This is a genomic window from Thiorhodovibrio litoralis (assembly GCF_033954455.1).
In the GTDB taxonomy this organism is placed as follows: Bacteria; Pseudomonadota; Gammaproteobacteria; order Chromatiales; family Chromatiaceae; genus Thiorhodovibrio; species Thiorhodovibrio litoralis.
In genome coordinates this window covers 3,658,072-3,670,127 of sequence record NZ_CP121473.1, presented here as the reverse complement: position 1 = coordinate 3,670,127, position 12,056 = coordinate 3,658,072, and the positions used below count along the sequence as shown (strand labels likewise).

General features: G+C 58.2%; 10 protein-coding genes. 6 read left to right on the top strand and 4 right to left on the bottom strand.

Annotated elements, in window-relative coordinates; genetic code table 11:
- Nucleotides 1-525: 525 nt before the first annotated feature.
- Complete coding sequence (locus Thiosp_RS16485) at nt 526-2,244, top strand: recombinase family protein (protein ID WP_323696548.1); 1,719 nt, start codon at nt 526-528, stop codon at nt 2,242-2,244.
- Nucleotides 2,245-2,606: 362 nt separating this feature from the next.
- Here Thiosp_RS16485 and Thiosp_RS16480 read toward each other — a convergent pair whose 3' ends face one another.
- Nucleotides 2,607-3,620 (bottom strand): IS110 family RNA-guided transposase, encoded by a 1,014-nt coding sequence (locus Thiosp_RS16480; protein ID WP_323696546.1) that lies wholly within the window; start codon nt 3,618-3,620, stop codon nt 2,607-2,609.
- A 157-nt stretch (nt 3,621-3,777) separates the two neighbouring features.
- On the opposite strand from Thiosp_RS16480, the gene Thiosp_RS16475 reads away from it, so the two are divergent.
- The 4 genes from Thiosp_RS16475 (at nt 3,778) to Thiosp_RS24770 (ending at nt 7,312) form a co-directional block, all read left to right on the top strand.
- Nucleotides 3,778-3,984: a TIGR02452 family protein gene (locus Thiosp_RS16475; RefSeq protein ID WP_323696545.1), complete on the top strand. Its 207-nt coding sequence runs from the start codon at nt 3,778-3,780 to the stop codon at nt 3,982-3,984.
- 502 nt (nt 3,985-4,486) lie between these two features.
- Nucleotides 4,487-5,989, top strand: a complete 1,503-nt coding sequence (locus Thiosp_RS16470) for an ISNCY family transposase (protein WP_323696544.1) — start codon at nt 4,487-4,489, stop codon at nt 5,987-5,989.
- Nucleotides 5,990-6,203: 214 nt separating this feature from the next.
- Complete coding sequence (locus Thiosp_RS16465; RefSeq protein WP_323696543.1) at nt 6,204-6,626, top strand: HD domain-containing protein; 423 nt, start codon at nt 6,204-6,206, stop codon at nt 6,624-6,626.
- 83 nt (nt 6,627-6,709) lie between these two features.
- A complete protein-coding gene (locus Thiosp_RS24770) occupies nt 6,710-7,312 on the top strand; it encodes an endonuclease/exonuclease/phosphatase family protein (protein WP_407702729.1) in 603 nt (200 codons plus the stop codon).
- On the opposite strand, the gene Thiosp_RS16460 is transcribed toward Thiosp_RS24770, so the two are convergent.
- A complete protein-coding gene (locus Thiosp_RS16460; protein WP_323696542.1) occupies nt 7,292-8,605 on the bottom strand; it encodes a transposase in 1,314 nt (437 codons plus the stop codon). The genes Thiosp_RS24770 and Thiosp_RS16460 overlap by 21 nt on opposite strands.
- Nucleotides 8,606-8,896: 291 nt before the next feature.
- On the opposite strand from Thiosp_RS16460, the gene Thiosp_RS16455 reads away from it, so the two are divergent.
- On the top strand, nt 8,897-9,538 hold the full coding sequence (locus Thiosp_RS16455) for a class I SAM-dependent methyltransferase (protein ID WP_201068165.1): 642 nt from the start codon (nt 8,897-8,899) through the stop codon (nt 9,536-9,538).
- 310 nt (nt 9,539-9,848) lie between these two features.
- Here the strand turns inward: Thiosp_RS16455 and Thiosp_RS24765 are convergent, their stop codons facing one another.
- On the bottom strand, nt 9,849-10,352 hold the full coding sequence (locus Thiosp_RS24765; RefSeq protein ID WP_407702728.1) for a DUF255 domain-containing protein: 504 nt from the start codon (nt 10,350-10,352) through the stop codon (nt 9,849-9,851).
- Nucleotides 10,353-10,498: 146 nt separating this feature from the next.
- Complete coding sequence (locus Thiosp_RS16445; RefSeq protein ID WP_323697125.1) at nt 10,499-11,929, bottom strand: dynamin family protein; 1,431 nt, start codon at nt 11,927-11,929, stop codon at nt 10,499-10,501.
- Nucleotides 11,930-12,056 lie beyond the last annotated feature (127 nt).

Below are 12,056 nucleotides of genomic sequence, written 5' to 3'. Positions count from 1 at the left end.
AGCGGGGAGACCTGTCGGCGCCGGTGAGCGCTGACAGGAGTCAGAGCCCTCATAGTAGTGCAGGTTTGTCAGCGGGCACCCTAGGGCCGATGCGGTGGAGGCGGCGCATCCGAAGAACTGGGGAGGATTCCCTGCCGAGGGGTAAACTGGGGCAGACGAGAGGCGCGGAGAGCAAAACTGCGGTGAGCGAAGGGGAGCACCCAAACGCCACCAACAACGTAGCAAACTCCCGCGTACAATGGGGCCTACGGGTCGCGCGAGCCTGTCTCTCGTGGGGCTTTCAGGGGACGGTGGATGCCGAGATTCGGCTGGTCATTGACGTCCCCACGACGCGGGAGGCTCAGTGATGAAGCGACCACAGCGGGCGTTGTCGGTGCGCATTGCCTTTGAACCGAACCGGTTTTCAGCCGAACGCTTGAGCGAGATCTACGCCCAGCTCAAGCCGACGGAATCACGCCCAATCGAAACGGCTCCTGCTGCGGCAAAGACCGCTCTACCACAGCGCAAACAGCGCCGAGGTGCGCGATGAGCCAGCCCCTGAACGTCGCCCTCTATGCCCGTGTCTCCTCCGAGCGTCAGGCCAAGGCCGGCACCATCGACAGCCAGGTTGCCGCGCTGAAAGCACGCATCGCCAGTGATGGCGAACAACTTCCCGAGGAACAGTGTTTCATCGACGCCGGTGTCAGCGGCGCGACCCTCATTCGCCCGCAACTGGAGCGGTTGCGCGATCGCGCGGCCATGGGCCTGATTGATCGGCTCTATGTGCTGGCCCCGGATCGCCTGGCGCGGAAATACGCCCATCAGGCCCTGCTGCTGGAAGAGTTCCAGCAAACCGGTGTCACCGTTGTCTTTCTCAATCATGCCGGCGGTGTCAGCCCGGAAGAAGACCTGTTATTACAGATGCAAGGCATGATCGCCGAATACGAACGGGCGAAGATCATGGAGCGCAACCGTCGCGGGAAATTGCATGGCGCGCGTCATGGGCGCGTCAATGTGCTTGGCGGCGCGCCTTACGGCTACCGCTATCAGCGCAAGCAGCTCGATGGCGCACCGGCGCAGTATGTGATTGATCTGTCCCAAGCCGCCACCGTGCGGCAAATCTTTCATTGGATTGGCGTCGAGCGCCTGAGCATCGGCGAGGTGACTCGCCGGCTCGATGCCGAGGGCATTCCCACCGCCACCGGCAAAGCGCATTGGGATCGCAGTGTGGTGTGGGGAATGCTGCAGAATCCGGCCTATATGGGGCGTGCCGCCTTCGGCAAGACCCAAGCGACGGCACACCGCCCGCGCGTGCGCCCAGCCCGTCACAGCGCCGAGACACCCAAGAAAGCCACTTCCGTGGTGCGCACCCCGCGCGCGGACTGGATCGAGATCCCGGTCCCGCCGTTGGTCAGCGAAGCGCTGTTTCTCGCCGTGGGGGAGCAATTGGAGGAGAATCGCCGCCTCGCCCGACAACGCCGGCGCGGCGCGCGCCATCTCCTGCAAGGGCTCATCGTTTGCGGGCACTGCCGCTATGCGTATTATGGCAAGCCTGTCAGCAAAAGCGCGGCCAAAGGTGGACAATGCTATGCCTATTATCGCTGCGTCGGCACCGATGCCTATCGCTTTGGCGGTGAGCGTATTTGCGACAACAAGCAAGTGCGCACCAGCCGGCTCGATGACCTGGTGTGGGAGCAAGTCCTGGCGTTGTTACAACAGCCTGAGCGCTTGCAGCAGGAATATGAACAGCGCCTCAATCGCCTGCAGCAGGCTCATGCGTCGCACACCGATACAGATGTGCTGGAAAAACAGCACCAGCACCTGAAACAAGGGAAATCGCGGCTGATCGATAGCTATACCGAGGGGTTAATCGATAAAAGCGACTTCGACCCCAAAATGGCGCAGCTCAATAGTAAACTCGAGCAACTTCACATTCAGATTGAGACAGCTCGCCAACAAGATGCTGGCCAGGCCGAACTGTTTCTGGTGATCAATCGGCTGGAGGAATTTGCCGCCGCGATTCAGGAACGTTTAACCGGCCTGGATTTCGAGACCAAGCGCGGCATCATTCGCGCGCTTGTCAAGCGTATCGAGATTTACCATGAGGAAATCCTGGTGGTTTTTCGGGTTGATCCCGATCCAAACATCGGCGACCCGGATGACAACGGCACCCCGGAAAAACCATCGGAGCAATCCAATGGAGCTTCAAGTATGCAAGATTGTAAGCGGCGTTCATTAGCCGCCTCGGGGTCAACAGTCGAGTAAGACTCTGAGCAACTCGCCCATGAAAAAAAACCACCAAGCTCCGATACGCACCTGTTGTCTTCAATGGTTGTGCTGTTTCATGGAAGATGAAACGCACCAGTCACCCATCAGGATCTAGGCGTGGCGATACTGCATGCCCGCCCCAAGCAAGCGTTGTTGCTCCAGAAAACCCACAGTGCCGACACATGGCCAGTTCATTTGTACAGAACCCGGGCTATCCAAGACGGATGCCAACCTCGTTAGGGCTCATGTGGCAGGCGTTTCAGTCAACTCGGTCGTGAACTCAGGTGGCCGTGAGCGCAGCAATCAGGCGTTCCGGGCTGTACGCCAACCCCTTTCCCGCCATCGCTCACGGCCGAAACTTATCCAAACGCGCGTGTCACGTCGAACGCCTCCTGTTTGCTCAACATGTGATAGCAGGCCCGAGCGAGCTTGTTGGCCACCGTCTTCTTGGCCACCAGGATATGCCGCTTGGCCCGACGCTTGTGGTAGAACTGTTTGATCCGTGGGCTCCAAATGGCCGCATGGTGGGCGGCCTCCATGAACGCCCAAGCGAGATACTTGTTGCCGTTCTTTTTGTTGCCCCGGCCCTTGGTCTTGCCATTGCTGATTTTCTGGGTATTGGTGCAGCGCGCATAGGAGGCGTATTGTCCGGGGCCGGGAAAGCGTTTGATCGTGCCCGTCTCCAAGGCGATGGTCGCGCCGAGGATTTTGCCGACCCCGGGAATGGTGGTCAGCAGCCGAAAGTCCTCTTGGTCATGCAAGCGCCGGTGGACATCCTGCTCAAGCAGGTCGATCAGATGATCGAGCACGCGCATGCTCTGGGCCGTGACAAGTGCACCAACGACAATGGGCTCGGGCAAGCGATCGCGGTAGGTGTCGACATCCAAGGTCTTGATCTGATTCGCCGACAAGCGTTCGCCGGTGTGGCGCGTGATCAGGCTTTGCAAGCTCAACAGGTTGAGGGTGCGCTGGTGCACCAACAACATGCGCCGGCGCAGCAAATCTCGCAGTGCTCGTGGCTCCTTGGGCATGATGTAACCTTCCGCCAAGATGCCCAAGCGCAACAGATGCGCCAGATGGCGCGCATCGCTTTCGTCATTGGTGTGCTTAAGCCCAGCATACTGGACGATACCGCCGGTATGCGCCAGATGGACCCGAAAGCCGGCCTCCATCAACCCATCCACGAGCCAGTACCAGTTGTAGGTGGATTCCACCACGCATCCCGCCAGTGCCTCCCGGAAGGGCTCCAGCGCGCCAACAAGGATGCCAAGGTCGTTGGGCAGGCGTTTTTCAAAGTGCACCTGATCGTGCTCATCAAGGATGGCCAGTACGCTGTTGTTCGCATGCAGGTCGATTCCGCAATACAGTGTCATCGTCGTCTCCTGGTCGGGTGGGTTGGTCGGTCGAAACCAACGTGTACCACCGGATTCAGGAGGCGGCTAGAGGATTATCAGGAAGGTTGATCCGAGAAGGCCAAACCGATGGAGGTGAGATGCCAAGTGCGTCAGTGCCGGAAACGGCTAAACAAGCATGCAAAACCCGGATGCCCTGGTGCTGGGCGCCTGGGGCTGCGGCGCTTTCGGCAATGACCCGCGACGCACCGCCCAGTCCTTCCGCACGCATCTGGAGCAAGCCTTTCCCCGCGCCTTCGACCAGGTGGTCTTTGCCATCACTGACTGGTCACCGGAGCGGACCACACTTGGGCCATTCCGCGAAGTCTTCAGCCAGTCGGCGTGAGGGAAAAGGGCAGCGACCTGGCTGAGACGGGCGACGCATCGACCTGCTGGCTTCGTTTGGGCGCGGAGACTCAGGTTTTCTCGAACAAGGATGGGTAAACTCCCGAAGGCTCAAAGAAGAAGGTGGACCGAGATTCTTCTAGTTAGCTGTTAGGACGTGAAAACATGAGAAAAATGAATATTTGGAACCAGGATAAATATCTGAAAGCCTGGAATTTTGCTTCCAAAATTCACAATGGTCAGAAATTGCCAGGAAGCGACATTCCTTACATAGTGCCTGGCCGAAAAGTGATTTTCAACTGAAAAGACAATGCGTTAGAATACAGAGGCATTGCCAAAGTTTAGTGGATTTCGTGATCGCCCCGTCTCAAGATTGTGCGGAAGACGCTCCCAGGAATCCTGTAACCCACTGAACATTCAGCAACTATCGGAAAGCGCCGGATCAAGGACCTTCCGCGCATCGGGCTTGTTCAATCCAAACTTCGTTCATTCCAGCTTCTCCCATGCGCGACATCATCCGTGCCCAGATGCAACTTGGCGAGTGTGACATCGCCGCCATTGAGTTCGACTGCTTCTCCCGCGACGACATCCCCCGGCTGCTTCGGGGCCTGCAACACATCTACACCACCGAGGCGCTGCGCGAAGAGGTCTTTGCCATCCTCGCCGATGTGCTGCCAGTGCGCGCCGACGGGGAAGAATTCGTCAGCGCCGATACCGGGCGTCCTGGCATGTCACAGTGGCGCATTCTGGTGCTGGGCACCTTGCGCCTGGGCTTGAATGCTGACTTCGACCGGGCGCAGGAACTGGCCAACCAGCACCGCCTGGTGCGCCAGATGCTGGGGCACAGCGACTGGGCCGATGAGTATCGCTACGGCCTTCAGACCATCAAAGACAACCTGCGCCTGTTCACCCCGGAAGTGCTTGAGCGCATCAATGCCGTGGTGGTCAAGGCTGGGCATGATTTAGTCAAACCCCATCCTGACGCCCCGCTGGAAGCGCGCTGCGACTCCGTTGTCGTCGAGACCAACGTACATTTCCCCACCGACATCAATCTGCTGCTGGACGCCGTGCGCAAGGCCATCGAGATCTCGGCATCGTTGTGCCAAGACCATGGCCTCACCGACTGGCGCCAAAGCGCCTACAACATCCGTTGTCTGAGAAAGCTATATCGGCGCCTGCAGCAACTCAAGCGCTCCACCTCCAAGGATGAAGCCAAGCGCGCCGCGCGTCTGGAGGACATTCACGCCGCCTATCGTGCGTATCTCGAGCAGGCCGAGCAGTTCCTCGCGCGCGCCAAGGACACCCGCTACAAGCTCGCGGTGTTTTGCCATGTCCCGGCTGAACAATTCACCCTGCTCGATGACTGCATCGCCTATGCCGAGCTGCTCATTGACCAGATCGAGCGTCGCGTCCTGCAGGGCGAGCGCATTCCTCATGAGGAGAAAGTCTTCTCCATCTTTGAGCCCCATACCGAATGGATCGCTAAAGGCAAGGCCGGCACCCCGGTGGAGCTCGGCGTGCGTGTGGCCATCAGCGAGGATCAGTTCGGCTTTATCCTTCACCATCGGGTGATGTTCGGCGAAACCGACGATCAAGTCGCGGTGCCCATCGCCACCCGTTTGAGCGCCTGCTACCCGCGCATCAAAAGCCTCAGTTTCGACAAAGGCTTCCACAGTCCCAGCAACCAAAAGCAGCTCGCCGAGGTCATCGACTTCCCGGTGTTGCCCAAGAAAGGCAAGTGCAACGCCGCCGAGCTTGAACGCGAACAGGATCCCGAATTCCGCCGGCGCAAACGCCAGCACTCGGCGGTCGAATCGGCGATCAACGCCTTGGAAGCCCATGGTCTTGATCGCTGTCCCGACCATGGCGAAGAGGGCTTCGAGCGCTATGTCGCTCTTGCGGTGCTGGGGCGCAACATCCATCGCCTTGGGGCCGTCCTGATTGCCCGCGATGCGGAAGCTGAGCGCCAGCGACGCAAACGCGAGCGCCTAAAACGCGCCGCCTGAAGCGATTCCGCGGGGCGCTGCCAAGCGGTCCCAAGGGGTTGTCTGTCTGGAGCTTGACCTTTATGCGAATTATTCGCAATAAGCGCGTCCGCGCCGCTGCCAGCAAAGAAAAGTCGTAGACCAACCGTGCTTTCTGCTGCTGGCTCCGGCAAGGGATTGTCAAAAAATCGAGTTTTCGGTCAGGCACTACATAAATCATCTTGGCTTAGTTGCAATGGAGGCAACTGCAACGGTAGCTCATGAGAATGTTAATAACGCAGATCTTCTCGTTTCTTGTGCATTGCTGCATGACTCAATTGAAGATACCACAACCACTTATGAAGATATAGAGGAGTTATTTGGTATAGAAATTGCCGATGGAGTCTTGTCGCTTACTAAAAACACGATGTTACCATCAAAATTGGAACAGATGACAGATAGTATTAAAAGAATACGGAGTCAGCCATTAGAGGTCTGGATGGTCAAGTTATGTGATCGAATCACAAATTTGCAGCCACCCCCAAGGCACTGGGATAAGATCAAGATAGAAAATTACAAAAATGAAGCAGGTTTCATCTTGGATCGGCTTGGCGAAGCCAGTCCATTTCTTGCGGACAGATTGTCTAATAAAATAGCTAACTATGAGCAATATCTATAATTCCAGCCCTAACAAGGCAAAACCAGTCGACGCGCCAAAGGCGCGCGCGGCTGAGCAGGGCGTTAGGCAGTACAGGTACCGTTATGCGTCTTGTTAGCTGGAATCTCGGGCATCAGTGTCGCGAAGATTCAATTCCGAACACGTTCTTTGCGGCAATCGAAGCTCTCTCACCTGATGTACTCTCGTTGAACGAGTATGTCCACGGCTCAACGCGTGCTAATATGGTGGGGCGATTAAAGAGTGTTGGCCTATCTCACTTAGCCGTATCGCAGCGTCTAAATGGTCACAATCAAGTACTTGTCGCTAGTCGCTATTCCCTTGCGCCTGGGTCCATCGTTGGAACAGCTACTGATGGGCACGGAGGCGCATCAAACTTTCTCCATGTGCAGATTCCAACAATGAACCTCGACTTTGTCGGCGTTCGTGCGCCGGCCTACAGCGGAGTCGCGCTCCACGACTACTGGAACAAGCTGCTACAAATTATCCGTAGCACGAAGGGACAACGAATTGCGTTCATGGGAGACCTGAATACTGACCCAGACCAACCGAAGAGATCAACAGCTAGGTATCTTCGATCCCTTCGAGAGGAAGGGTGGTTGATTCCGGTACCTGATGGTTTGTGGAGCTTCGCATCCAAGGCTCAGACAACGGTGTCCGGCTCATTTTCAGAGGTACGCCTCCAATAATGGCCGCAATTTGGCCTCATATAGCGCAGGAGACGCCGGCGAGAGAAGCGAGTGTTTGAAAAACCTCAGCACCTGACGGCTGATTTTCGACGTATAGCGGAACAGCGGGACCGTCCAGTCTGGTCGCTCGGTGCCATCTGGCGCACTGGGGGCTTTGCGCTGACGTTGCTCCTGTTTGCGCAAGGCTTTGTGATCACGCGCGCCCTCGGCACCGAACTGGCGGTGCAGCAACAGCGTCACTAACGCATGGGTGATGATCGCCAGGCAGACCTGATTGTCGATGGCCACCGGGCTTTTGCCCCAGGCTTTGGCATGGGCGAAATCATTTTTCCAGGTGTCAAAGCATTTTTCCTCATCCCATCTGCGGGCATAAAGAAACGCGACAACACCGGGCAAGAGACTGAAATCATTGGTCAGAAACTCCAAGCGCCGGCCCTGGCGGGTGCGCAAGGTGATCAACCGCCACTCCTGGGAGGAACTCAACAAGGTGATGCGCTCATCGCGCAGCACCCCGGCGTTCTCCGGCGTCTTGGCAATGGGCATGGCGGCACGCGAGCCCACCACCAGATTGGACTTCATGCGCGTGATCAGGGTACTGCCCTGGGTGCGTTTCTTCCGGTCCCAGAAGGCGGCATCAATGAAGGCGCGATCAACCACCCACAGCGTTCGCGCCTCCTGTGTCAGCGCGCCCGGGCGCGCATCGTAGTCCCGCAATAGGTTGATCTCATGGCGGCTACGCGTCTCCACCAACGCATCCTCGGCCAACCCCAGGCGCAGGTTGTAGAACACCAGTTCGCCATGTCCCTTGGGATTATCCTCCCCGCCTTGCTTGGGCGTGCAGCGGCGATAATGCGCACTTTCTTCCTGATAGGTGCCATCCATCGCCCGCACCGGGCGGCCATCCAGTCCAGGAACTCCCGCCAGACGATCAGGCAGCACCGCCCCCACCTCGCGCATCAGCACCGGAATCATCGCTTGCAGCACTGCGCGGCGTTCAGTGGAGGCCAAGGCATCGGACCAGGTCGAGCGCGCCAAGGGCACCACCGACTCTGCCTGCGGGGCCAGCTGATCACGCAGATGATCGAGCGCTTGCACCTGCTCGCGCAGCACCCCCATCCCCTGCAACTGGCGCCACACGCCCAAGGCAATAAAGCGCTCCATGCTCAACACCCGCCCCACCGAGGCTGCCCGGCGCACAAACGCCAGTGCGTGCTGCACGGGCGCCACCAGGTCGGCGAAAACAGTGTCATTAAGCAGGCCATTCATCAGGGCATCGAGTCGGTTGGGGATCATGACAAGCACTCCAGTGTGGTATCTTTGAGACACCCACGTCTTTCGCACGCTCAATGTGCTTGTCAAGTCTTTTTTTCAGTTTTTCCCAGCGGTTTTCTATTTCGCGGACCGCTACAGCGGCCCCGTCCAACGAGACAAAAAACGCATTCCAACTGCAACACGCTTGCACAGGACTGCATGGCGCTTCTGTATGGTGGAATTATGCGTCATGGTGGAAATTTGAACCGGACACCGTTGGCCGACGCATAAAGACGCGCGACTGATTAGCAGCGCTATCAACCTTTGGAACTCATGACTGCATCAATCATCGTTCTTATGGCCGTCGTTGTGGCTGTTCTTGTGGTAACCATATGGCGCCTTGCTTCCCGTCGCCACAGCCTTCCCTGTCCAGTTTGGTTGCGTTGGCTCGTGGAATTAGACAACCCATTCACGAAGACAAACCGAGCTGCGTTCATTGTCGAGACTCTTGCAATTACGCGCGGAATGACGGTCCTAGATGCTGGGTGCGGCCCTGGACGTCTAACAGTCCCGCTGGCCCAGAGTGTTGGCTCAGTTGGTCGTGTTGTTGCGGTCGATATTCAACTGGGAATGCTTGCCCGAGCCAAGACCAAAACTGATGCCGCCGGTCACACAAACGTCGATTTTGTCGCTGCGGCGATTGGTGACGGTAAGCTTCCCTCGAATCACTTTGATCGTATGGTCTTGGTCACCGTCCTCGGGGAGATTCCCCATCGAGCTGCCGCTCTTGCTGAATTATTCGACGCCCTCAAGCCCGGCGGTTTTCTAGCGATCGTTGAGGTCATTTTCGATCCGCACTTTCAGTCCCGAAGTTCTGTCACGAGCTTGGCAATTTCCACTGGCCTTCGTGAGCGAGCGTTTTATGGCCACAGATTGGCTTATGTCATTCACTTCGAGAAGCCAACTGGCGGCTAACAGGTCGCTCCAATAAAACTCGGCTTCGGCGGGCACGAGAGTTCGGGGCAGGGCGCCACCCCCGTGTGGCTGGCCACCACGCCTGTTGGAGTGGAGGAAACCGGTCGATATTTCGAGCATCAGCGTCCGGGCACTTGTCGGTTCGGCGCTGATCTTCAGGCAGTTGATGTCCCGTTTCAGGCCTGCGAGGGCTATGACTGAACGCGACAGAAAGCTTTGCTACCGGCCATGAACCCTGGCGACCTCTTGACCCTCTTCTTGGCAATGCTGGCGCTGGCCGCGTTGCCTAGCACCAGCGTCGCGCTGGTCATTACGCCCTCGCCGCGCAGGAGTTGGTTGCGAGAATCCAGTGCGCAGGAGTGCGAACGGGTGTCCAACGGGGCGCTGGCGCGCTTTTGCTCGCAGCCGGTGGTTCTCTGCTTGCGTCGACGGCGGACTGAGGACTGCCAGAGGGGCACCCATCGCTCAGGCTGTTAATCAGCAAGACGGCGCGCATGTAGGTCTCATCGACATCCGGGCGCATCTCGCGGTCGACTTTGATGGCGACGAAATCCTGGTTGAGCCGCTCGGCTAGGCCTAAATCCTCGAAGCTTTCGTGCTCCATCACATGACACCAGTGGCAGGTGGCATAGCCGATGGACAGGAACACCGGTTTGTTCTCGGCACGCGCCTTGGCGAATGCCTCTTCTCCCCAGGGGTACCAGTCCACCGAGTTATGCGCGTGCTGCAGCAGGTAGGGCGCATCCTCGTGGATCAGCCGGTTGATGAAGCGGGGCTGGCCGTCGGCGTCCAGATGACGGGTGCCTGGCTGCAACTGCTCCCAGACGGTGGTGTCGGTCTATGCCGAGCGCTATGGGATCGACCCTGCATTGGCTATGCGCCTGGCAAGCGTATAGGCTGAACGTGCGCGTCCAGGCATTCGCGGCTTGGGCCAGGCCAATCCGCCCCAGCCTACACAAATCAGAAGAACGTTTTGCGCTTAGGTTTCGCGGGCCTGCCACCTTCGACCAGCGGGCGGCGCGGCTCTGATGCAGGGAAGGTCGCAGGGCGATCCTGCTCCAACGCGGGTGGGGGCGCGTCGCTATCACGCATGGCGTCGTAGAGTTTGCTCCGAAGCTGCGGGATCAGTTCGCCGGTCAGTTCGTCAAGATGCTCGCGCTTGTGCCAACGCATCTTCTCGAACGACTGGAGGCCGCTCTTTTCAGCAATCTCGCGGGCGCGTGGGCTGATCTCTTCCCACATCATGCGCAAGCCATCGGCCCGATCGCGCAACAGCAACTCTCGATCATGCAGTTTTTCAAAGATCTGGTCGAAGCGAGAAATCAGCCGCCGTTTGGTCCGCGGGAGAATAACGTACTCGATGAAAACGAAAGCCAGGACTGCAGCCAATGCAATCACTGGCAACGCCACAAGCATGCCCGTGCCAAAGGCGGCAGCGCCCAGTCCGCCGAAGAGCAGCAACCAGAGACCTCGCCAGCGCGCGCGGATCGATTTGAACGTGTCGGCAGCCTTGTCGATCACCATCGCGTGCATCCGGAGCCTCTCGGCATAGGCCTGGATCTGTGTGATCTGGTTGTCCATCCGTCGGGTCGGTGTGCGGCGTAACTCACCGATCAGATCGTTGCGCGCCTTATCAAAGTCCTCCATCGGCAGGCGCGACTTCGGCTTGTCGGCCAGCGGTACGAAGGTGTTATAGATCATCGGTAAGTCTTTGCGCGGGATAACCTTGCCGAGGTTCCAGCACAGGGCCCCATAGGCCCGCGCGAAGTCGTGCAAGCTCTGGAACTGATCCACCTTGTTCAAGACGATCAACATCTTATGGTCGATGCCTGCCAAGGACTCGCGGAAGACTTGAAGTGTTTCGCCCGTCGTCCCAGGCTTATCCGGATCAAAGAAGACCATCACAAGGTCGGCGCGTTCGGCGAACCAACGCACCACGCCGGGGAAGTCAAAACCGCGCCCGTTCTCGGCTTTGGCCTGATCGATCATGCCCGGGCTGTCGATCAGCGTCACCGTTTGCAAAAGTTCAGCGGGGCGCAGCTTGAGGCGCACATGCGAGACCAATTGGTCACCAAAGTGCCGCAGCCCCTCATAGGGTAAGTCCGGATTGCTCACGACAGCAGGTCCATCTCGCTCGGTCGCGGTCGCGCCATACGTGATGATCGTGAACCCGTCATCCGTGGGGGCAACCCCGGTGTTCTGAACATCTTCGCCCAGGAGATAGTTCACAAAAGTGGACTTCCCAGATGAGTGATTGCCCAAGAGCAAGACCTGCGGCGGGCGACGCAACTCGCCCACAGTGGGCGGACGTCGGAACAGGAACTGTTCTGCCAGCGGGTCGAGAGGGTCCTCGTAGTAGTCGCGGATCTGGTTCGCGAATTCTTCCATCACGTATTGCAAAGGACGTCCTCTTTTCGTCTGCTCGATGAGGGATAGGGAATCTGAGCGACCCTGTGCGTGCAAGTCGAGCTGGCTGCATGGAGGGTAACGAGGTCGGGAATGTCGGTCAAGACGCGGT

Excerpts from the sequence above, each read along its gene's own strand:
- Thiosp_RS16485 (WP_323696548.1), top strand. The coding sequence starts at position 526 with ATGAGCCAGCCCCTGAACGTCGCCCTCTATGCCCGTGTCTCCTCCGAG.
- Thiosp_RS16480 (WP_323696546.1), bottom strand. The coding sequence starts at position 3,620 with ATGACACTGTATTGCGGAATCGACCTGCATGCGAACAACAGCGTACTG.
- Thiosp_RS16475 (WP_323696545.1), top strand. The coding sequence starts at position 3,778 with ATGCAAAACCCGGATGCCCTGGTGCTGGGCGCCTGGGGCTGCGGCGCT.
- Thiosp_RS16470 (WP_323696544.1), top strand. The coding sequence starts at position 4,487 with ATGCGCGACATCATCCGTGCCCAGATGCAACTTGGCGAGTGTGACATC.
- Thiosp_RS16465 (WP_323696543.1), top strand. The coding sequence starts at position 6,204 with ATGGAGGCAACTGCAACGGTAGCTCATGAGAATGTTAATAACGCAGAT.
- Thiosp_RS24770 (WP_407702729.1), top strand. The coding sequence starts at position 6,710 with ATGCGTCTTGTTAGCTGGAATCTCGGGCATCAGTGTCGCGAAGATTCA.
- Thiosp_RS16460 (WP_323696542.1), bottom strand. The coding sequence starts at position 8,605 with ATGATCCCCAACCGACTCGATGCCCTGATGAATGGCCTGCTTAATGAC.
- Thiosp_RS16455 (WP_201068165.1), top strand. The coding sequence starts at position 8,897 with ATGACTGCATCAATCATCGTTCTTATGGCCGTCGTTGTGGCTGTTCTT.